This is a genomic window from Desulfoluna sp. (genome assembly GCF_030145185.1).
Taxonomy (GTDB): domain Bacteria; phylum Desulfobacterota; class Desulfobacteria; order Desulfobacterales; family Desulfolunaceae; genus Desulfoluna.
This window is the reverse complement of record NZ_JAQYWB010000029.1, coordinates 1-21,711: the sequence shown is the minus strand read 5'-3', so window position 1 is coordinate 21,711 and position 21,711 is coordinate 1. Positions and strand designations below refer to the sequence as shown.

Sequence of the window (21,711 nt, the reverse complement as noted above, 5' to 3'; positions counted from 1 at the left end):
TTTCCCCGCCCCCTTTGTACGTATCCGGCACCTGAAATAAAAAACGCACGGCTCCCTGACATTCCAGAGCCGATGCACATGGCCAACCCGCTTTCACGGCGGTACCCCTCGCCACCGGAGGCTACTTTTTCATCTTTTTATCATTCTTAAATTCGTCTGTATTCAAGGAGGTTCCCATGGACAGCCCCATCAAAAACATCGGCCTTCGAGGTGTGGTGATTGCCAGCACCAAAATCTGCGACGTAGACGGCGCCAACAGCCGGCTCGTCTATCGCGGATACCGCATTCAGGACCTGGCCATGGGGACCACCTTCCCCGAGGTCGCCCACCTGCTCATTTATGACAAGCTGCCCGACATCCAGGGGCTGGTTAATTTCACCCAGCAGCTGGAACGCCTGCGCTACCTGCCCCCCAACCTCCTCTGCGCCATGCAGACGCGCCCGGTCACCACCCCGCCCATGGACATCCTTCAAGCCTGCGTCGCTCTGCTGGCCCACCACGACGACACCCTGCCGGAAAACAGCCTCCTGCTCGCCCGGAACAGGGCCATCGGCCTCATCGCCAAACTCCCCACCGTGCTGGCCGCCTGGACACGCATCCGACAAAAGCTGGAGCCCATCGATCCCATGCCGGGCCTCTCCATGGCCGAGAACTTCTTCTACATGCTCCACGGCGAAGAGCCGGACCGACGCATGGCCGAGCTGTTCGACCGCGCCCTGGTCCTCCACGCCGAGCACGCCTTTAACGCCTCCACCTTTGCCGCCCGCGAGGTGGCCTCCACCCGCGCCCACATGTACGCGGCCGTCTCCGCGGCCATCGGCTCCCTCTCCGGAGAGCTCCACGGCGGCGCCAACACCCGGGTCATGGAGATGCTCAAAGCCATCGGCAAGAAAGCCAACATCAGAGCCTTTGTGGAGGAGAAGCTGGAAAAAGGCGAGCTCGTCATGGGCCTGGGCCATGCCGTCTACAAAAACGGAGACCCCCGCGTGGAGATTCTGCGCCCCATGAGCAAAGAGGTGGGTGAAAAGGTTGGCGATACCCACTGGTACGAAATGACCGAAGAGCTTGAGACCGTGGGAAAAGCCCTGTTCAAGGAAAAAAAAGGCATCGATATCTTCCCCAATGTTGACTTCTACAGCGCCTCCCTCTACCACACCATGGGACTCCCCTACGACCTGTTCACGCCGGTCTTTGCCATGAGCCGTGTGGCCGGATGGTGCGCCCACGTCATCGAAGAGCAATTTGCCGATGAGGCCCACAAACCGGTCCTCTACCGGCCCGAATCCGAGTACATCGGGACCTACTGCGGACCGGAAGGATGCACCCTTGTCCCCACGGACCAACGATAAAAGGAGGCACTCCGTGAGTTCCCTGGACACCTTGATTCAAAATCTTGTCGTGGATGGCACCCCGTATGCGGCCATCAACCTCTCCGGCCTCACGGCGCTCCACCATGTGGTCCCGTCCCGGCTCCCCTTCTCCCTGAAAATCCTGGCGGAGAACATGGTGCGTAACATCCTCTGGGGGCGCCTTGAACCGGAGAATCTCACCCGGCTCCTCTCCTGGCGTCCCGAGGGCTTCGCCCCCGTGGGCATTCGGTTCTATCCGGCCCGGGTGCTGATGCAGGATTTTACCGGCGTGCCCGCCCTCTGCGACCTGGCGGCCATGCGTGACGCCGCCATCACCGCCGGGTTCGACGCCTCCCGGGTGAACCCTGAGGTGCCCGTGGATCTCATCATCGACCACTCGGTGCAGGTCGATTTTTTCGGCAGGAAAGATGCTTTACAAAAAAACGTGGACCTGGAATTTAAACGGAACCACGAACGCTACGCCTTCCTGAAGTGGGCCCAGAAAAACTTTAAAAACCTGAAGATTGTCCCCCCAAACTCAGGCATTTGCCACCAGATCAACCTGGAGAAACTGGGGAGTGTGGTCACACAAAGCACTTGGGAAGGCCGCACCTGGGCCTACATGGACTCCCTGGTGGGCACGGACTCCCACACCCCCATGATCAACGCCCTGGGGACCCTGGGCTGGGGGGTGGGGGGGATCGAGGCCGAAGCGGTGATGATGGGCCAGCCCCTCTCCATGCGACTCCCCCACGTCACCGGCGTCTGCCTCTGCGGAACACCGGGTAAAGGCGTCACCGCCACCGATGTAGTCCTTTATGTCACCGAACGGCTGAGACGGGAGGAGGTGGTGGAGCAGTTTGTGGAGTACTTCGGCCCCTCCCTGGCCGCCCTCTCCCTGCCCGACCGGGCCACCATCGCCAACATGACCCCTGAAAACGGGTCCACCATCGGCCTCTTCCCCGTGGACGAGGTCACCCTGGCCTACCTGAAAATCACCGGCCGGGATGCAGCCGCCCGATTTACCGAGGCATACACCCGAGAGACCGGGCTCTTCTTTGACCCCAAAGCAGAACCCGCCTTCAACCGCGTCATCGAACTGGACCTCTCCGACATCACCCCTTGCGTGGCAGGCCCCTCCCGTCCCCAGGACCGGATTCCCTTACGGGAACTCAAGCCCGTCATGAAAAAAACCTTTGAAGGGGGAAAAAAGGGCCGGGATATCTCCATCGGGGGCAAGCTATGCCGGGTGGAGGATGGCTCGGTGGCCATCGCCGCCATCACCTCCTGCACCAACACCTCCAACCCCCATGTGATGCTCGGCGCAGGCCTCATCGCTCAAAAAGCCGTGGAAAAAGGGCTCACCATCGCCCCTTATGTCAAGACCTCCCTGGCTCCCGGCTCTCGAGCCGTGGTCCAGTACCTGGAAGATGCAGGCCTCCTGGCCCCTTTGGAAAAACTGGGGTTTCACCTGGCCGGTTTCGGCTGCACCACCTGCATCGGCAACAGCGGCCCCCTGCCCCCGGAAGTGGCCCACGTCGTTGATGAAGAGAACTTAAACGTCGCCGCCGTCCTCTCCGGGAACCGCAACTTCGAAGCCCGCGTCCACCAGAAAATCCGCAGCAATTTTTTAGCCTCTCCCATGCTGGTGGTGCTCTTTGCCATCGCCGGCCGCACCGACATTGACCTGACCTGCGAGCCCCTCGGCTGCACACCGGAAGGCAAAGAGATCTTCCTTGCAGACCTCTGGCCCTCCCGAGAAGAGATTGACGCCGTGGTGGCCCGCTGCATCACCCCGGCCACCTTCACCGCCACCTACGCCTCCCTCTACGAGGGCGACGCCCACTGGCAGGGCATTGCCTCGGGCTCCGGCCTCACCTTTGGCTGGGACAAACGCTCCACCTACATCAAAAAGCCCCCCTTCTTCGATGCCTTTTCCCTGGCCCCCCCACCCCCGGAAAAAATCACCGACGCCCGCGTCCTCTTAAAACTCGGAGACTCTGTCACCACCGACCACATCTCTCCGGCCGGAGCCATCCCCCCCGCCTACCCTGCCGGGACCTACCTCACCGAAAAAGGGGTCCCCACCGATGATTACAACTCCTACGGATCACGCCGGGGAAACCATGAGGTGATGATGCGCGGCACCTTCGGCAATATCCGCATCAAAAACGAGCTGGCCAGTGGAAAAGAAGGGGCCTACACCACCCTCTTCCCCCAAAACGAAGAGCACTTCGTCTTTGACGCCGCCCAAACCTACCAGAAGCGAAAAACCCCCCTCATCGTCCTCGCCGGTCAAGAGTACGGCACCGGCTCCAGCCGGGACTGGGCCGCCAAGGGGAGCCTCCTTCTGGGTGTTCGGGCCGTCATCGCCGAGAGCTTCGAGCGCATTCACCGCAGCAACCTCGTGGGCATGGGGGTCCTTCCCCTGGAGTTCATGAAAGACGAATCCGCCCACACCCTGAACTTAAACGGCACCGAGACCTTCTCTTTCTCCGGCCTCGACACCCTGGAAGCTGGCGGCACCCTCTCGGTCCGCGCCCAGAAAGAGAACGGCCAGGCCATCCTCTTCGGCGTCAACGTCCGCCTGGACACAGCCAAAGAGGTGGAAACCTACCGCCACGGAGGAATCCTTCCCCTGGTGCTGAGAGAGCTGTTGAAAGGTGAAATGTAAAAAGAAGGGGAGAGGGTGCATGCTTTTTATGGAATGCGTGATATAAACCTGTCAGACGCATTGCATAGGTAAGGTCCGAGACGCCTGGGCAATGAGATGATTCCACGGTTTTGAGGCTTTCGGCAGGCATCTTTACCACACGACGACCCATGCAAGGTAAAGATGTCCCCTTTCCTCCTCTCACAAATCCTCATCGCCTGTGCCATCTGTTCTGACCTTCTCTCCTTTCAGTTCAAAGAGAGAAAAAAGATTGTCGCCTGCCTCTCGTGTTCCTGCACCCTGATCTCTGCTCACTTTGTGCTTCTGGGCCAGACGACGGCCGCCATCCTCCTGGCCATTGCCACACTCCGTTTTTTTACGAGCATTTTCACCACCTCAAAAAAAACCATGGGGCTCTTTGCCTTTGTCACCCTGATGAGCACCGCCCTGACCTATGGGGGGCTTCTCAGCCTGTTGAGCTGCGCGGGTTCCCTCCTGCAGACCACCGCCGCCTTCTGCCAGGAGGATAAGAGGCTTCGCGAACTGATCCTTGTGGGGACCGGCTTCTGGATCTGCCACAACCTCCTCGCACACTCCCCCATGGCCGTCATCATGGAAATGCTCTTTATGACCAGCAACATTGTGGGGTACTGTCGGTATTACAGACAACCGGTGGGTCAAGAGGCGGGCCTGGACACGCGCAGAACAACGGATGGACGTCCATCGCAGATGAAGGTCTGTGATTCGTTGACGGAATCATAAACGAACAGGAGCCTATGCAGACATTTTATTATCTGGTTCATATTCAATACCTGGGATTCAGGTATCATGGCTGGCTGAAGCAACCCAAGGTCCAAACCGTTGAATCTATGATTCACAAAACATTGGTGTTTTTGTTTGAGCATTCCGATTTCAAGATTTTAGGATGCAGCCGAACAGATTCAAAAGTCTCTGCCAACCATTCCGCCTTCGAGCTCTTTTTGAACGAACCCGCGGATACAGAGATCTTGCTTAGCGATTTAAATCAAAACTTGCCCAACGACATCCGGGTATTAAACATCGAAGAGGTGGACAAACACTTCAGCATCATCAATGCCCCGAGGACCAAAAAATACACCTATCTCTTCGCCTTCGGGGAAAAATGCCACCCCTTCTGCGCCCCCCTGCTCTGCTCCTTCCAGGAGATCCTGGATATGGATCAAATGAAAAAAGGCGCCCTTCTGTTTCAGGGCAGACATAATTTTATAAAATACTGCACCAAACCAAAACCGGGGACGGTGTTTGATCGGGAGGTTCTGGTCAGTAAAATCGAAGAGAACACCGAGATAACGGCAAGTTTCTTCCCCAAAACAAGCTACGCCTTCCACATCCATTCCCGGGGATTTATGCGATATCAGGTCCGTCTGATCATGGGGCAGCTGCTTTGTCTCGGAAGGGGCGAAATCGATTTGGATGATATTCGCGAATCCCTGACGGGAAAGGATGCGCGTCCTTTAAGACAAATTGCCCCGGCATCCGGGTTGATGCTGGACAGGGTCGACTTCGATCAGGAGTCTCAGTCGGAGTAAGTCGGCCCCCTTCTCAAGCTCGTTCACTCAAACCTTGCAACCGTTTGCCGATAAAAAAGGCCGTTAAGGCCCAGAGGACCTCAGCGTTGAAACGCTTCCTGCTCAACCCCAAGCGTTTCATGGTGCCATAAAGCCCCCGCGGAGCTCTGTGAGAGCAAAATCCTGCCACTGTCAAATCACTCTTCGCCTGACTTGTTCGACAAAACGCCCGAAAAGTCGACACCCAGCGAATCATTAATGTATGCAAACACCCACCCGGGTCTACTGTCGGATATTCTATCCTGCTTTATTTTAGCTGTTGACACAAAGGCCAAGGTATGAAAAGTCAGTATAAATATACTCACCTGAAGGTGAGAAGTAACAAATTTAAAATGACTACCTTGTAACAATTTAACGAACCGACCATAATAAGCAGCCAAGCCATGAAGGCAGGTGAAACGTTTCTCTCACCTGATTTTGTGGCTTTTTTATTTTCAAAACGAAGACCTACAAACATCTGTAATGATTGTTTTTGATCATAAAAAAAATGTTCCATTGCTATGCGATGAACTGACAAAAAAAAGGAGACAGCCCGGCTCCGGCAAGAGAATGGGCTGCCTCCTTATACATGAGTATCCCTGAAGGGGATTCCCGGGTTATTCCTACCATCCGAGACCTCCCCACGTCAATTGATACCTCACCCTTACAAATCGCTATCCGCGATACAGGAGAGGTGCGCCTTCCAGACCAAACAATGTCTACGTTTCACTTTACGGGCCACCTCCGGCTGTCAACATGGCCCTGTCAAAGGATTTCAAAACAAATGATGGAAAAATTCTGCTCAAACGACACCTCCAGAGGAAAGGGTTTTGCTCTTTTGTTGCTTGTAATGCTTGTTACACTGATGGGAGCAGGCCAGGCGGACGCCCACAGAGCGAATGTTTTTGCATGGATAGACGGTGACACCGTTTTCACTGAAAGTACCTATCCATCGGGAAAAAAAGTAAACCAGGGAAAGCTCCTGATTTATGGCTCAAATGGAAAAAAACTGCTGGAGGGAGAAACCGGCCCCGAGGGAGATTTTTCCTTTAAAATTCCGGAGAGGACATCGCTGAGAATCGTTCTTGAATCCGGCGACGGCCATGCTGCCGACTGGGTGATTTCCAGAGACCAGATTGAAGAGGCCTTGTCCCCGCCCCCCGCCCAAAGGCTGACGGCCATCACCGTAAAGGCCAGAACGATTGAAGATCACTTCTCTGGAGAACTCGAAGACTTCGGCCACCCCGTTGAAATCATTACGCGTGAGACAATTGAGGAGGGCGGTTTTACGGATCTGAGCCAGACCCTTCAGGCCCTGATCCCCGGCCTCTATCTCTCAGCCAAAGGTGGACGGGGAGATTACGCGACCGCAAGAATACATGGGGGATCACAGATACTCTGGCTCCTTGATGGCGTAAGGTTGAACAACCGGCTCTACGGCTCTGGATATCTGGACACCATCAGCGTGAAGTTCATTGAGCGCATCGAAATACTCAAAAACAGCGAAGGCCTCTATTATGGGACGGATGCAGCCTCCGGTGTGATCAATATTATCACAACCCCTGTCCCCGAAAAGGCTGGCGGGACCCTCGGTTTTTCCTGCGGAAGTGACGACTACAAAGACATTTTTGGACATGCCGGAGAAACCATCAAGGATCACGGTTTCCTGGTCTTTGGCGACTTCGAGGAGTGGGACGGATACGAACTCTTCAGCAGCCAAGCCTGCACACTTGCCGGAAGCACCCTGAACAACAAACACGGATACAGCCGCTCCACACTTGGAATAAAGTACCTCAAAGATATCGACCTTGTGGGATCGGCCACGCTCAAGGCACACCTCCAGCGCAATGAGGGACGCTTCGATTTCAATGAACTTAAAGAGATCTCCGCGTACAACGAACGCACGGAAGACATCGCCTTTCTCAAATGGGACCACGATGTAAACGACCATATCTCCTATTACTTAAAGGGCTATACTCACAGGTGGTGGTCCGATCACAGCAGCCAGAAAAACGACGGCACCTGGGTAAATAACAAAGCACGATGGGGCTATGAAGACCAGGGCGTCAATCTCCTGGGAAGCTTCATGATCGGCGATCACGAAATCCTTGCCGGCGGAGATTATCAGAATTACTGGGCGGAAGATCAGGTATGGAATATCAGCGACAAGGAAGAACACGTCTATGCGGTGTTCACCGAGTATCGTCCGTATCTCTCCTTTTCACCCCAGACCCGAATTGGTTTTGGAGGTCGCTACAACTGGACGGATGAATATAGAACGGCCATATGGAATGCGAACCTTAAAACACCTCTGGTCGGCACAACCTATCTCCGGGGCACGGCCGGGACCGCCTTCCGCCTCCCCACAGCAGAACAACTTTACCTGAACGAAAGCAGCGCCAAAGGCAATCCTGACCTTGAGCCTGAAGAGAGTCTCAACACCACCGTCGGCATGGGCGGAAGCGGCTCTTTCTTCCACTGGGACCTGGGATATTTCCACCAGGAGATCACGCACAAAATCGACAACCTTACCCAAACGTCCGAAGCATCCACGTGGACAAGATACGAAAACACAGAGGGCAGAACCCGAATTGACGGATTCGAGTTCCAGGCCCGGCTTCAGCCGCTCAATGAGCTGTCGCTCCACGGCAGCATGACCTACGTGGACATCAGCACCCGAAGGACTCCCGAGGCCCGAACGGCTATCGCCCCTCCCCCCAAAGTCACCACACGCCACCACAGCACCTCCCACGACGACACAAATCCGCCGGTCCAATCGGACTCCCCTGACAGGGAAACAGGGGACACCCCGAACTTAACCGCCAGGGCAATGGCCTCATACCGGCACGGTTCCGGCCGTTTTGGAACAGATCTGACCTTAAGATACATCGGAGACATCGACTCGCGCTACGACAGCGAGATCCATTACGGAGACTATTTTATCACGGACCTCTCGGGCTTTGTAAATTTTGGAAACCAACGGAGACACAGGCTGTCCCTTCGCATCGAGAATCTTTTTGACCAGAAATATGCCTCCGATCTGGGCACGGCCACCGACATCCAAACGGGAGACACCTTTTATTACGGATACAAAGGCATGCCCCTGACAGTCCTGGCCCGTTACACCTATTCATTTTAGTTGCGGTCAGCCTCACCGTGTTTCGTCTGATCCCTGACTCTTCTAAATCAGGGACCTGCGGTAAGGCCCATCGAGCCAGATAAAGAAGGCAACGTTCACAACGTTTCTTAAACAAGGAGAACTATATTGAAAAGGAAAAAGCCCGTGACAGCGATAAGAAAAAAACGGCCGTTCAACAACCTGCTCATCACAACACTTATTATTTTACTGCTCACCGGATTGTATGGATGCGGGAGCGGAGACAGCAACGACGATGTGATCCCGCAGGAGCCGACAACAAAAGGCTCACTGGCCGCCTGGGAGGGCGACTGGAAGAGCCATTACACGCTCATGGACGAAAAGGAAGCCCAGGTACATTTCACGGAGATGGCTGCAGAGCAGGAAGGATATACGGCCCATGATATCAAGGGCGTGGTCAAGGACTCCTACCATACTGATTTCGGACGCCTGAAAATTAAAGGCGACACCATCACCTTTTATGAACAGGATGGCACCACGGTGCAATGCACCTGTGAATACGAAAGTCTTGGCGACGGCACCATGAGCGGAGAACCCGCCCGGAAGTTCATGCTGAAAGAGGGAAGCCCGGAAGCCGCCGAAAAATACCGTCATCTTATTCTTCAACCTCTGGACCACCATAAGGGCGGGGAGCAGCACCTCCACATCAGATACGACAAAACCGGTTTTGACGAAATCATGGAGGGGATCCGGAACGAGAACTGGTGGCCCATCCTGACCCCCACGAAGGTCACCGATGCCCAGAGTGCCGCCGACTACATGTACACATTCAGTAAGTTCTACACCGGCCTGCTGCCCGCTGAGAGTTCCTGGCCCGAAGGTATCCTTCCGGCCAACCGCATTTTCAGTGAAGCCAATGCGGTGGTTCAATCCGCGGAGTTCGATTCCAAAGGCAACCTGCATGTGCTCTTTCTGGCCGAAGTTGAAAAAAGCGCAGCCGTTACGGCAAAACACCCTGCCGCATCGAACGGCTTCAAACTCGTTCATGGGGTAAAAGGAAAGGCAACAGGAGAATGGTCGACGGAGGATATAGCAGGCGAAGCCGGCTCCGGCGAACGGGGTGCGGCCATGGCCATAGACAAAAATGATGCGATCCATGTGGTCTTCGGGTATCGCGGGCAAACGGTCGCCAACACCTCCCTGGGATACCTTAACAACAGCGGAGGTGCTTGGGGGACGGTCACATGGGTTGACGGGGAGCGCAGCTCCCACACCAATAAATATGAAAATGCAGGAGACAGGCCCAGCATCCAAATCGACTCCCAAAACAACATCGTCATTGCCTGGTCGGCTTGGAAAAAGGCCATCAGAATGGCCGTTTATGACGGGGACTCATGGATCCTGGAAGATGTCGAGATGACCGACGCCTCGGAAGTGATCCCAGGGCACAACGGCTTAAAACTGCAACTCGATTCCCTGGACAACCCTCATATTGCGTATAAATGCTCCGACCTTGAACTGATCACAGATGAAGCCGGCAACACCGTGACGGCAGCGGACGGCCACCCGAAGGTAAACATTGCAGGGATGCATCTCCGCTATGGCGTTAAGAAAGAGGGCAGCTGGGCCATCGAAAATGTCGGCGATGCCGCCGGATGGAACGAGACCTTTCTGGTCACCCTGGGGTTCACCTTAGCCAATGACATCCCCTATATCATGACAGGCTATGAAAACGAGCTGGACGGGATCCTGAACGGGGTCAAATGCGCAAAAAAAATCAACGACTCATGGGCTACGGACTTGATCTATGAAAATCCCGACGCCTATTACGGTTTTTTTCTTATGGGTGCGAAAACCGATGGCCAGAACCGTGTCCACCTCACCTTCTGTGCCCGTCACCACAGCGGTGAGGAGGAAGGCACCTCGGATTACAGCCATGGCCTCATGTACGGGTTATACAACGGAACCGGGTGGAAGGTGGTCACCGCAGCGGGTGCCACTCCGCCAACCCCGGCGCACCCGCACCGCCATCATTCAACTGACGCCCCCGCGCCGGGGATCAGGATCGGCAATTCCTCTGATCTGGCCATTGACTCAGAGAATAACCCGGCCATCATTTACAGAGGGGCCTATGAATCCGGCTGTAAGGCTCCCTATGCCATCGGAGGCCTTTATGAACGGTATAAAACCATTGTTTTTGTCAAAGCAGGTACCGACCATCCCGGAACCGGTTCCTCGGCCCGACCGTTTCGAGCCCTCCAGCATGCCATCGATCATGCCATCCCCGGAGATTGCCTCCATGTCGCCGCCGGAACCTACAAGGAAAATATACGATTGGAGGAAGGGATCTCGCTTTACGGAGGATATCATTCACTCTACTGGTCCGACCGCAACAACCTGGACCGTGCGAATGAAACATACAAAACGGTAATCAGGGGAACAGACCGGTATGCTGTTGAAGCAGGGGGCGGCATAACCCGCAACACGGTGATCGACGGCTTTACCATCATCGGCCAGGATGTAAACCAGCATGATCATGAGCATATCGCCACAAAGCACGTAGACCCCGAACGTTCCTGGGGAATCCATCTCTCCGCTGACGCCTCCCCTGTCATAAGCCACAACTCCATATACGGAGGTCTTGAAGAGGGAGCGACCTATACATACGGCATCCAGACCACAACCGCATGCTCCCCCCTCATAAAAAATAATTATATTTCGGGAGGCCCCGGATCGGAAACCTGCTCGGCAATTCTCCTGTCTGCAAATTTTTCAGGTGATCCCAGGCCGCTTATCATCAACAATGTCATTGACGGAGGTACCGGAACCGAAGCCAGCTATGGCATCAGCATCATGATCTCCTCCGCTCGAATATTGAATAACACCATTTCAGGAGGTAGTTCAGGTGAAAAAAGCCATGGTATCTTTGATGTCTCGGTCTTTCACAAAAATGGAAAACCGGTGATTGAGAACAACATCATCTATACTACCGGCGGAGACGAACGGTACGGCATCTTCTTCAACGCCTCCTCTCCCACTTGCCGTCCAGAGTCTGTCCGGAACAACAACATCTTTGATTGTCCGAATGGCCTGTTTCGCTACTATGACAAGGGTGAAAAAATCGCCATGGACGTTGACACGCTGAACCACAGCTTACCCGGCTTTCAATCAAGCGACAACGTCTCCGTCAACCCGATGTTCGTCTCCGCAACAGCCCCCCATCTTCAGGCGAGCTCCCCGCAAGAAGTCACCCGGGGGGGCAGAGACCTTTCGGCAGAACAGATCGGAAACGATTGTGACGACCATCCGAGAACGGCCCCCTGGTCCATCGGAGCTTATGAGTTTGACGAGTAACCCTTTGTGAGGCGAAGATAACTGAGACACAAAGCCATGCCTCCGGCAGAACCGCCGGAGGCATTTTTTCAATCTACCTGCAATCGCCCAGCACAGTCAGTGGGTACATATTGACTCGATTGGCACGAGGGATTATCTTGGCAATATCTTTGGTTGGATAATTTTATTTCCATATTGCCTTCTTCATCATTTTTTTCAATTTCAATGTAATGGAAAACAATAATGCCCACTTTTTACGCGATGATTGCAGCCAGTGCGTCGGCCTATATCGTCTCCGGTTTACTGGGAGATATCGCCGGAGCCCTCAGTGTCATTCTCTCGTCCATCGTCTGGGTTCTGGTCTTCTACTCCATGAAAAAATGGTTGACTGATTTAAGGCCGTAATATGAACAGAAACGAGCTGATGGCAAAACGGGAAGAGCTGATCAAAAGGCGGGAAGCGCTCAAGCTTAAGCGGAAACGGGAGGACCGCCTCTCACGGCTCGATGATCTCGGGAACTACCTGGACGCGCACCGGATTGCGTACACCCTCCGTCTCGACGATGAGGCGTTTGCATGGATCGCAGAGACCTTCCCTTACGTTTTTTCCGGGATTGACTGGGACAAGGTGCCAGGTGCAACAAAAATCTGGCACGGAAGCGATGACGAGAGGGATCGGTTGATTTCCACACTCCTTGCAACCCACCTTTTGCCTTCCGATGTGGTCGTCGTGACCTTTGGAAATGCCGACACCCCCAGTATAGAACTCCAAGCAGAAGCCGTGATCCACTATACCGCCCTCTTTGCCGATGAAGACGAAGACATATGGGTTACCGAATCTGCGAAGGGGTTCTGCCTGGAGAGCTACCATGAGGGATATGTGGGGGTCAAAGCGGGTCAAAAGGATTGCTTTTAAGGCAGTACTTGCCCTTGTGGCGCAGGTTGCATTTCCTCAAACGTCACGCGAATGCGGACGCATCTCCGCCCAAAGGCCCGACACCCACATCGCATTCGCAAACCCGCTTTCAAGGTGGCGCCACCTTGCCGCCGGAGGCTTGCTTTTCGTGTTTACGTCCCCATGCCAAAGGGTTTGATGACCCGGTTCAGGAGGCCCTGGACTTTTGAGATGGCCACGCCGTAGTTGGTGATGGGGACGCCGCGGCGCTGGCATTCGCGAATGCGGCGAAGCATGGCGGTGCGGTTGAGCATGCAGCCGCCACAGTGGATGGCCAGGGCGTATTTTTCGAGGTTTTCTGGGAAATCATGGCCGGCGTAGAACTCAAAGTTTACGTTCAGGCCGGTATACTGGGTGATCCAGTGGGGAATTTTCACGCGTCCGATGTCGTCGTCCACCTGGTGGTGGGAGCAGGCCTCTCCCATGAGGATGGTATCGCCGTCTTTGAGGTTGTCCAGCATGTCGGCGCCGTCTACCAGGATTTTCAGGTCGCCTTTGTAGCGGGCCATGAGGGTAGAAAAGGTTGTCATGGGGATCTCGTCGGGGACGTCGGCGGCCACCTCGAGCACCGCCTGGGAATCGGTGATGACCAGGGCCGGTTTTTTCCCCATATTGGCAAGGGTCGCTTCGAGCTCCCGCTCCTTGACGACCAGGCCCACGGCGTCGGCATCGAGGATATCGCGAAGGACCATTACCTGGGGCAAAATGAGTCGCCCCTTGGGAGCCGCCAGGTCAATGGGCACCACGCAGACCACCCAGTCCCCTTCGTTCACGAGGTCCCTGACAAGAAGGGGTTCCTGACGGAACTCTTCGGGTGCCATGGCGATGAGCGCCTCTTTCAGTTCCCGAACCCCGTCTCCGCCCTGGGCTGACACCGACAGCGCCTGAATCCCCTGATCGTTGCACCAGTAGAGATCGGCCTCTACGTCCTTCCGAAGGTCCTTTTTGTTCAGCGCCACCAGAAACGAAATATCCAGCCGCCGGAGCTCTTCGATGATCTCCTTTTCATAGGCGGTGATCCCCTCTTCTCCGGCCACCACCACGGCCACATCCGTTCGAAACAGGACTTTTCTTGCCGCCTGAATCCGGAGTTCGCCCAAAGGCCCCTCGTCATCCAGGCCCGCTGTGTCGTAAAAGGTCGCCGGCCCCAGGGGCAAGAGCTCATGATGCCGAGCCACCGGATCCGTCGTGGTCCCGGGGATCTCCGAGACAATGGCGATCTCCTCCCCGCAGATGGCGTTGATCAGCGATGATTTCCCCGCATTCCGGCGCCCGGTCAGCGTAATCACCAACCGAACCCCCTTGGGCGCTTTGACAGACATATCGAACTCCTTTTTCAGCCACAGGGGCATAAAGTTTTAAAAAAAGCCTCCGGCGGCAAGGTGGCACCACCTTGAAAGCGGGTTTGCGAATGCGCATCGGGAGTCGTCATTCCAGGCTGAAACGCGTCCGCATTCGCGTGAAGTGCAAGGAAACGCACAGTGCGTCGCAAGGGCATAAGCTGTCGGCAGACAAAAACCCGTTCGTCTACTGACGTTATTAACCCGGAATCACCCCCTGGCCACCTTGGACCCACCCAGGCTCATGGAGGGGACCAGGCCCATGCTTCGGATCAGTTCACGGGCATTTTCAACCGTCTGAAAGGCGGTCTGGGGCTCCTGATTTTTTCCCGGATAGATGGCGTAATTTTTACGCACGGCCGCCGGGGTGACGGAGAACATGAGGACGTTGGCCCCGGCGTCGATCCCCTGTTTTCGGCCCTCTGCCCGCACGGTTTCCAGGGCACTGGTGGCCGGGATATTGACTTTAGGGTTGAGGAGCCTCAAAAGGGCCATGGTGCGCAGGGCGAGTTGAGGATCGCCCCCCGCCTCCGCCCCGAAGGGGGTCTGGGGATGGGGGACAAAGGGACCGGCCGAGATCATATCCAGGTCCAGGGCGGTAACGGCCAGGATATCGTCCGCCAGGCTTTCTATGGTCATCCCAGGCAAGCCGGTAATCATTCCTGACCCGGCTTCGTAGCCCAGGGCTTGCAGGGTACGGACCCCGGCGAGGCGTGCGTCAAAGTCACATCCGGGCCGAAGCGTCGTATAGATGGAGCGGTCCATCGTCTCCATTTTCAATAAATAACGATCGGCACCGCAGTCCCGCCAGTGGGAAAAAGCCTCCCTCCCCCGTTCACCCAGGGAGAGGGTCACGGCCATGTGATGCCGCGCTTTCACGGTTCGAACAATGCGCCCGATGGTGGCCACATCGTAGGAGGGATCTTCTCCGCCCTGGAGCACCACGGTGGGAAGATTCAAGGATGCCAGCTCATCCACGGCGTCCAGGATCTCATCCTCGGTGAGCTGGTAGCGGTGGATCTCCGCGTTGGGTGCCCGAAGACCGCAATAATTGCACTGACAGCGACAAACGCTTGAAAACTCTACGATGCCACGCAGGTAGATATCCGTTCCAAAGGTCTCCGTCCGCCTTGCTTGGGCGAGAGCAAAGAGCCAGAGATCGTCCACCCCTTCCAAAAAAGCGATGATCTCTTCTTTCGTCATCCGCACTCCCTTTTGAAAAAAGCCTGATCAAGTGTCTCTTTCACAGGCCTCCCGGCTCAGATATAAAGGTCCCTTTCACCGGCCTCAACCCGCTTGAGCAGCTCTGAAAACTCTGCGGCACATTTCCGGCCGGCCATCATCCCTGCGCTTTTAGCAAGCACCGCTTCCCCTGCTTTTTTTGTCTCCGGACCGGCGTAATCCGTCAGATACTCCCGGAAGGTAAGAAGAGCGTTGGGAATACAGAACTCCTGAATAAAACCCTTCTTGGCCAGGGTCATAAAATGATCGCCGGTGCGGCCCTTGCGGTAGCAGGCCGTGCACCAGGAGGGGATATAACCGTTTTGCGCCATCTCGAGGATCACATCCTCCAGGGAGCGGTTGTCCCCTATACAGAACTGCTGCACCTCGGGCCGGTCATACTCAGGGTCCGAGTACGCTCCGGGGTAGGTCCGGGACCCGGCGCTCATCTGAGAAACCCCCAGCTCCATGAGCTCACGCCGCATCTCCGCCGACTCACGGGTGCTCAAGATCAACCCGGTATACGGCACGGCAAGGCGCATAATGGCGACAATCTTTTTAAACCGGTGATCGGTAATCACGTCCGGTGGGTTACTGGCCAGCTCGGAGCCTAAAGCCGGCTCAATACGGGGGAAAGAGAGGGTGTGGGGACCAACGCCGCAGTCTGCCTCAAGCTGCTGGGCGTGGGAGAGCAGGGCCAGAAGCTCAAACCGGTGGTCAAACAGGCCGAAAAGCGCCCCCATGCCCACATCTTCGATGCCCGCTTTCATGGCGCGGTGAAAGACGTGAAGCCGATAGAGGAAATCTCGTTTTTTGCCCTTGATATGGTACTTCGCGTACGTTTCCCGGTGATAGGTTTCCTGGAAGCACTGGTATGTACCGATACCCGCGGAGGCCAGGGTACGGAACCCTTCCACGTCCAGGGGGGCGCAATTGACATTCACACGCCGAATCTGACCGCTCTTTTCAGACATGGTGGCGTAAACCGTCTCCATGGTCTCTTTCATCCACTCGGCCCCGAAGCGGGGGTGTTCCCCGTAGACCAGAAGAAGACGCTTGTGCCCCAGATCTTCCAGGGCCGTCACCTCCTGACGGATCTCATCAGGGTTCAGGGTACGTCGAATAAGCTCGTTGTTCGTGGCATTGAACGCACAATACGTGCAACAGTTGCTGCACTCATTGGTAATATACAGAGGGGCAAAAAGCACCATCCGGTTGCCGTAGATGCTCTCCTTTACTTTTTTGGCCGTTTCAAACAATTCTTCATCAAGATCCGTGTCTTCACAGGCCAGAAGAACCGCGGCATCGTCCAGGCCCAGCCCCTTCATTTCCAAGGCCTTGGCCAGGACCTCACGCACCTGCTCCGGCGCCGGGCTCTGGGCCTTTTCTATGTGGTTCCAGATTTTTTCCGCATCAATAAAATCCTGGGGGTTCTCAAAATCATAAGTCATCTTGTCCATCCAGTGGCATGGCGCAAGGCGTCACACCGGAAAGTCCCAGACACCTGACAGTCTTTGGCGTCAAGGCTCCCCGCATTCTGATACATTATAACCACAGGTTGGGATCGGGAAGCATTCAACCGCATCCGTTCCGATCAGCAGCCTGTTGACGGCCACATCCCCGCTTCCGCGGTTCAGACCGTTCGAACTCCACAGGCGGCCGACGGTTCACCTCCCTACGAGAGAAAGCACATTTTACGCCATACCTCTCATAAAATGACGGCTCTCATCTAAAAAGGCTGCCACGCCGTCTTTTTTCAGGGCACCCCGGAAAAACCGGGGAGCCCCAGGCGATCGAATCACATCGCCAGTTCAATGCCCTTTTTCTTTAACGCCTTAATAAACATGCTCTTGTCCTTGTAATGGGTATGGAGCAACGTGTGGGAATGGTGCCCGCAGGGCCCCTCCGCTAAAAACCCGTCTTTGGCATAGAGTTTCTTCACCATGGGGTTCTCCTGGGATTTACGAAGTGCGTAAATCTTCGGATTGGCGTCGGCGCCATACACGGACTGCTGGCGAAGTCCCACCAGATCCAGAACCGCGGCCACGCTTTCCCGGGCCATCCTGGCCCCAACCAGGGCATACCCGCAACTCAAGCCGGCCACCTTGATAAAACTACGTCGAGAGAGATCCCATCGTCCTTTTTTCATCGTCATATCTCCTTTATGCAACCTTTCTCAGGGTGAACCGCTTGTTGACCCGGGCCATCATCTTTTTAAAAAGGGAGGCCTCAAGGATCGAATCGTCCATGGGTTGCCCCCCGCCATTGACACAACCACCGGGGCAAGTCATCACCTCGATAAAATGGAGATTACTGGTACCGGCGCGCACCTCCTCACAAAGTTTGGCCGCATTCTGAAGTCCACTCACCACGGCAATGCGCACAGGGCCAAAGCCGGGAACCTCCACCTCCACTTTATTGATCCCCTTACCGGTGCGTACCGCTTTGATGGAGGGATCCACCAGGGTCTTTCCGGAGATGGCCTCATAGGCAAAACGAAGAGCCGCTTCCATCACCCCGCCACTGGTACCAAAGAGCGTGGCGGCACCGGTGGACATGCCCAGGATGGGGTCCGGCTCTTCATCGGGAAGAGAGGTGAAGGGGATCCCCGCTTTCTTGATCATGTACGCGAGCTCACGGGTATTGATGGTGGCATCAATATCTCTCTGCCCGCTGGCATTCATCTCAGGACGCAGGCCTTCGTACTTTTTGGCGATACAGGGCATGATAGAGACCGTGTAGATCTTTTTGGGATCTTTCCCGGTCTGCTCGGCCCCATAGGTCTTGGCCAGAGGCCCCAGCATGGCCACGGGGGATCGGCAGGTGGAGAGATGGGGAATCAGGTCAGGATAAAACGACTCACAGAATTTGATCCAACCCGGGCAGCACGAGGTGAACTGGGGCAGGGGCTTGTCGCCTTTCCCCCCTTGCGTCACCCGCTCCAGCAGTTCGGTGCCCTCCTCCATGATGGTCACATCGGCGGTCCATTCGTTATCCCAAATATAGTCAAAACCGAGACGCCTCAGCACCGAATGCACCTTCCCCCCCACATAGGTCCCCATGGGCATGCCGAAGCACTCCCCTAAGGCATACCGCACGGCAGGCGCCGTCATGGTTACCACCACGGTATCGGGATCCTTGAGCTTTTCGAACACCTCGCTGACGTACGACACACGCTCCGTCACCGCGCCATATGGGCAGTGGGTCAGGCACTGCCCACAGTTCATACAGGCCGCCGGGTCCACAATGCTGCGCGTGCCATCCTCCGTCTCCTGGATCGCCCCGGTGGGGCAGTGGTGGGCGCACTCCCCACACCCCTGACATAGCGTGTGATCCACCTCAAGGAAATAGAGGTTTCCCAGATCATTGACCCCCGGGGCAAAAATCGTGTTCTTCACCCCTTCCATTTTTCGGACCGCTCCGGACGCATCCACCTGAACACCGGACAGGTCCATGGACTGAATCGCGGACTTCTTCTTGATTGCTTCAGACATTGTTGTATCTCTCCTCCCTTTCGGTACAGGACAACCCCCCGTCATACATCTTGAAACTGTCATCTTGTTACACACGCCGCCCCCCAAAATGCAACGGCGATGTCTGAAGAACCCCACCCGCCCCGGTTGCGTTCCCTGATAAGTCACTGAAACAGCTTACACATTCTATTCATTGCGGTTTTGTTGAATTTTTTTGATCAAATCATTCGATTCGATCTTAAAAACGGCATTTTGGGCCACAAAAACGAAATTTCGCACCACAGTGATCTTTTACTTTCGGGGTTTCGCAACAGTCAAAAAATCGTTCCCCCGAAAGCAACAGAACTAAAAAAAGGACTTTTGGTATGAAAAATAGGAAGGTAATCCAACTACTTTTTCATCGCGTGCCACCGTTTCCTAAAAATCCGGTTATTTTTATTTCGATCACTCGTCACTCCCTGCAACAAGCAACTGGATATAAAACAGTGTTCTTTTCTGTGTCCTCTATATCCTTTTCGAACCTAACGCGTTAGGTTTGCGTTGGTACCGCATCCATATCAAGCACATAGGTTGCCCTGGTAAAAATTTCTGACACCTGATCTTTAGACAAATCAATTGTCAGTGCACGCCCAAAAAGGTAAACTTATAAACGGTACAAACAGTGAAGCCACCCGACGCCATATCTCAGCGCCCGGGTGACCCCAAATAAAGAAGAAACAACAACCCGGTGCCGCTCTTTCATACAGAGCACCACCCTCCCTGACTCACCACGGAGAATCTCATGTACATCACCAACATCGAAACCATTCCGGGAAAAACCATCGTGGAACATTACGGCCTCGTCCAGGGCAGCACAGTCCGGGCCAAACACATCGGGCGAGATTTCATGGCCAGCCTGAAAAATCTTGTGGGAGGGGAACTGAAGGGATACACGGAGCTCCTGGGAGATGCCCGCAAGGAGGCGGTTGAGCGCATGAAGGCCCAAGCCTCTCAGCTTGGCGCCAACGCCGTGGTCAATGTCCGATTCGCCACCTCATCTGTGGCCCAAGGGGCGGCAGAACTCTTTGCCTATGGAACCGCCGTTCGCGTGGAGTAATCCCAGCACAACCCGCCATGGACCATGGCTTACCCACAGGAGCTCCCATGATCGAACTGATAATGCAAAACGTCGGCCTGTTGACGCTTCTTTTCCTTGTGACCCTGGGCTACACGGTGGGAACCCTGGTGGAGAAACGCCACTACCGAAGCCTCATGAAAAGAGAACAGGCACTCCTCACCCTTCCCGCCGTGACCATCAAACACGACCAGTCTGTCGATGAAATCCGCGGCAGCATGATGGTCTCAGGCAGTGCGGTGATCAGTATCGATTACTTCAAACGATTTCTTGCCCGCCTGAGAAACATCTTCGGCGGACGGGTCAAATCCTACGAGACCCTGGTGGATCGCTCCCGACGGGAGGCCATCCTTCGTATGAAAGCGAGCGCTCCGGGCGCGGCCATCATCGTCAACATGCGATTGGAAACCGCAGCCATCGGCAACAGCGCCAACCAAAAAAGAATGATTGGCAGCGTGGAGACCCTGGCTTACGGCACCGCCATCTGGCTCCGCACAAGCCCCACCAGCGAGGCACCCTTAAAAATCTGAAAGAACTTCGACGGCGCAGGACGCCCCCCATACACCGGAAGAAGCCACGTCCCGATTGACGGTTCACCACTCACAGCGGAGACCCATGAAATTCAAACCCCGACCCCTGGCCCGAAACGTCAATGTGTCTCAAGGATCCAGACTCTGGGACCTGTGTCTTCTCCTCTCCGGGATGGTGGCGGGCCTGGTGCTTCTCTTCATTCTGGCCGGTTTCTTTGTGGACTCTCTGGTAAAATTTATCCCACCTTCGTATGAAGACCTGCTGGGCCATCACCTCACCAACAACCTGGACTTATCGGAGGATCCTCGCCTCGATCACATCCTGCAACGCCTGGAAGGGGAGTTCGCGCCAGACGAGGCCAACCACACCCGTCATTTCCGGATCGGCATCATCGACCGGGAGGAGATCAACGCCGTGGCCCTGCCCGGGGGCACGATTGTTGTTTTCTCCGGGCTGTTGAAGGAGGTGGCGTCGGAAAATGAGCTGGCCATGATCGTGGGGCATGAGCTGGGCCACTTTGCCCACCAGGATCATCTCACCCGACTGGGAAGAGTTCTTCTTTTTGGCATCGCAAGCCGACTCGTCCTGGGCGAGGCCATCTCTTCACGCCTCACCGCTTTTTTCACCCGCACCCTTCACGCCTCTTACTCCCGCAGACAGGAGACGGCCGCCGACCTTTATGGTCTGTCGCTTCTCGTCAAGGCATACGGCCATGCCGGTGGTGCCGTTGATTTTTTCATACGGATCGCCGAGCGCCGACGCAGCGGACGCCTCGCCCATCTCGTGGCGTCTCACCCCCACCCGGAAGATCGCATAGAGATCCTGAAAAAAACCATCCAGGCAAAAGGCTGGCCCGTCTCTTCCAAGATCGCGTTGCCGGAGACACCTCCCCCTTGAGACTCGCTTCCCCGTCCTTAACCCGGATATTTCACGAGTTGGGTGCGCTCATATGCAAGGCATCAGAGCTGAAGATGTAGTGGTTTACCTCAAAGCTCTGATAACGCGGCAGATGAGTGCACCCGGCTCGCCCGAAGGGTGAGAAAATCAGACAGAATACCG

Annotated in this window: 16 protein-coding genes; 11 read left to right on the top strand and 5 right to left on the bottom strand. The window is 55.5% G+C overall.

Going from position 1 to position 21,711, the window contains the following annotated elements:
* Positions 1–176 precede the first annotated feature (176 nt).
* The 8 genes from Q1Q75_RS11045 (at position 177) to Q1Q75_RS11010 (ending at position 12,934) form a co-directional block, all read left to right on the top strand.
* A complete protein-coding gene (locus tag Q1Q75_RS11045) occupies positions 177–1,349 on the top strand; it encodes a citrate/2-methylcitrate synthase (RefSeq protein WP_300670345.1) in 1,173 nt (390 codons plus the stop codon).
* Between the two features lie 13 nt (positions 1,350–1,362).
* Positions 1,363–4,023: an aconitate hydratase AcnA gene (acnA, locus tag Q1Q75_RS11040; protein WP_300670343.1), complete on the top strand. Its 2,661-nt coding sequence runs from the start codon at positions 1,363–1,365 to the stop codon at positions 4,021–4,023.
* Between the two features lie 162 nt (positions 4,024–4,185).
* The gene (locus Q1Q75_RS11035; protein WP_300670341.1) at positions 4,186–4,764 is read left to right on the top strand and encodes a YgjV family protein; all 579 of its coding nucleotides are present in this window, start codon (positions 4,186–4,188) and stop codon (positions 4,762–4,764) included.
* 14 nt (positions 4,765–4,778) lie between these two features.
* Positions 4,779–5,570, top strand: coding sequence for a tRNA pseudouridine(38-40) synthase TruA (locus Q1Q75_RS11030; RefSeq protein WP_300670339.1), 792 nt, complete (start codon positions 4,779–4,781; stop codon positions 5,568–5,570).
* Positions 5,571–6,372: 802 nt separating this feature from the next.
* Entirely contained in the window at positions 6,373–8,727 is a 2,355-nt protein-coding gene (locus tag Q1Q75_RS11025; protein ID WP_300670337.1) for a TonB-dependent receptor, read from the top strand.
* Between the two features lie 144 nt (positions 8,728–8,871).
* Positions 8,872–12,039: a ZinT/AdcA family metal-binding protein gene (locus Q1Q75_RS11020; protein ID WP_300670335.1), complete on the top strand. Its 3,168-nt coding sequence runs from the start codon at positions 8,872–8,874 to the stop codon at positions 12,037–12,039.
* A 222-nt stretch (positions 12,040–12,261) separates the two neighbouring features.
* Positions 12,262–12,423: a hypothetical protein gene (locus Q1Q75_RS11015; protein WP_300670333.1), complete on the top strand. Its 162-nt coding sequence runs from the start codon at positions 12,262–12,264 to the stop codon at positions 12,421–12,423.
* 1 nt (position 12,424) lies between these two features.
* Positions 12,425–12,934, top strand: coding sequence for a hypothetical protein (locus Q1Q75_RS11010; RefSeq protein ID WP_300670331.1), 510 nt, complete (start codon positions 12,425–12,427; stop codon positions 12,932–12,934).
* A gap of 152 nt (positions 12,935–13,086) precedes the next feature.
* Here the strand turns inward: Q1Q75_RS11010 and hydF are convergent, their stop codons facing one another.
* The 5 genes from hydF to Q1Q75_RS10985 all read right to left on the bottom strand — a co-directional run bounded on the left by hydF (position 13,087) and on the right by Q1Q75_RS10985 (position 19,028).
* Positions 13,087–14,295 (bottom strand): [FeFe] hydrogenase H-cluster maturation GTPase HydF, encoded by a 1,209-nt coding sequence (hydF, locus tag Q1Q75_RS11005; protein ID WP_300670329.1) that lies wholly within the window; start codon positions 14,293–14,295, stop codon positions 13,087–13,089.
* A gap of 228 nt (positions 14,296–14,523) precedes the next feature.
* Positions 14,524–15,516 carry a [FeFe] hydrogenase H-cluster radical SAM maturase HydE gene (hydE, locus tag Q1Q75_RS11000; protein ID WP_300670327.1) on the bottom strand — a complete coding sequence of 331 codons (993 nt, stop codon included), beginning with the start codon at positions 15,514–15,516 and terminating at the stop codon, positions 14,524–14,526.
* Positions 15,517–15,572: 56 nt separating this feature from the next.
* The gene (gene hydG, locus Q1Q75_RS10995; protein ID WP_300670325.1) at positions 15,573–16,985 is read right to left on the bottom strand and encodes a [FeFe] hydrogenase H-cluster radical SAM maturase HydG; all 1,413 of its coding nucleotides are present in this window, start codon (positions 16,983–16,985) and stop codon (positions 15,573–15,575) included.
* A 347-nt stretch (positions 16,986–17,332) separates the two neighbouring features.
* Positions 17,333–17,683, bottom strand: coding sequence for an iron hydrogenase small subunit (locus Q1Q75_RS10990; protein WP_300670323.1), 351 nt, complete (start codon positions 17,681–17,683; stop codon positions 17,333–17,335).
* 13 nt (positions 17,684–17,696) lie between these two features.
* Positions 17,697–19,028, bottom strand: a complete 1,332-nt coding sequence (locus tag Q1Q75_RS10985) for a [FeFe] hydrogenase, group A (RefSeq protein ID WP_300670321.1) — start codon at positions 19,026–19,028, stop codon at positions 17,697–17,699.
* Positions 19,029–19,788: 760 nt separating this feature from the next.
* Between Q1Q75_RS10985 and Q1Q75_RS10980 the strand changes: the two genes are divergently transcribed.
* From Q1Q75_RS10980 to Q1Q75_RS10970, 3 genes are all read left to right on the top strand, one after another.
* Complete coding sequence (locus tag Q1Q75_RS10980; RefSeq protein ID WP_300670319.1) at positions 19,789–20,103, top strand: YbjQ family protein; 315 nt, start codon at positions 19,789–19,791, stop codon at positions 20,101–20,103.
* 47 nt (positions 20,104–20,150) lie between these two features.
* Positions 20,151–20,651, top strand: coding sequence for a heavy metal-binding domain-containing protein (locus tag Q1Q75_RS10975; protein WP_300670317.1), 501 nt, complete (start codon positions 20,151–20,153; stop codon positions 20,649–20,651).
* Between the two features lie 85 nt (positions 20,652–20,736).
* Entirely contained in the window at positions 20,737–21,549 is an 813-nt protein-coding gene (locus Q1Q75_RS10970) for a M48 family metallopeptidase (RefSeq protein WP_300670315.1), read from the top strand.
* Positions 21,550–21,711 lie beyond the last annotated feature (162 nt).

Coding starts and splice junctions, on each gene's coding strand:
- Q1Q75_RS11045 (WP_300670345.1), top strand. CDS start 177: ATGGACAGCCCCATCAAAAACATCGGCCTTCGAGGTGTGGTGATTGCC.
- hydE (WP_300670327.1), bottom strand. CDS start 15,516: ATGACGAAAGAAGAGATCATCGCTTTTTTGGAAGGGGTGGACGATCTC.
- Q1Q75_RS10985 (WP_300670321.1), bottom strand. CDS start 19,028: ATGTCTGAAGCAATCAAGAAGAAGTCCGCGATTCAGTCCATGGACCTG.
- Q1Q75_RS10990 (WP_300670323.1), bottom strand. CDS start 17,683: ATGAAAAAAGGACGATGGGATCTCTCTCGACGTAGTTTTATCAAGGTG.
- Q1Q75_RS11010 (WP_300670331.1), top strand. CDS start 12,425: ATGAACAGAAACGAGCTGATGGCAAAACGGGAAGAGCTGATCAAAAGG.
- Q1Q75_RS10980 (WP_300670319.1), top strand. CDS start 19,789: ATGTACATCACCAACATCGAAACCATTCCGGGAAAAACCATCGTGGAA.
- Q1Q75_RS11015 (WP_300670333.1), top strand. CDS start 12,262: ATGCCCACTTTTTACGCGATGATTGCAGCCAGTGCGTCGGCCTATATC.
- Q1Q75_RS11035 (WP_300670341.1), top strand. CDS start 4,186: ATGTCCCCTTTCCTCCTCTCACAAATCCTCATCGCCTGTGCCATCTGT.
- Q1Q75_RS10970 (WP_300670315.1), top strand. CDS start 20,737: ATGAAATTCAAACCCCGACCCCTGGCCCGAAACGTCAATGTGTCTCAA.
- Q1Q75_RS10975 (WP_300670317.1), top strand. CDS start 20,151: ATGATCGAACTGATAATGCAAAACGTCGGCCTGTTGACGCTTCTTTTC.
- Q1Q75_RS11025 (WP_300670337.1), top strand. CDS start 6,373: ATGATGGAAAAATTCTGCTCAAACGACACCTCCAGAGGAAAGGGTTTT.
- hydF (WP_300670329.1), bottom strand. CDS start 14,295: ATGTCTGTCAAAGCGCCCAAGGGGGTTCGGTTGGTGATTACGCTGACC.
- Q1Q75_RS11030 (WP_300670339.1), top strand. CDS start 4,779: ATGCAGACATTTTATTATCTGGTTCATATTCAATACCTGGGATTCAGG.
- hydG (WP_300670325.1), bottom strand. CDS start 16,985: ATGACTTATGATTTTGAGAACCCCCAGGATTTTATTGATGCGGAAAAA.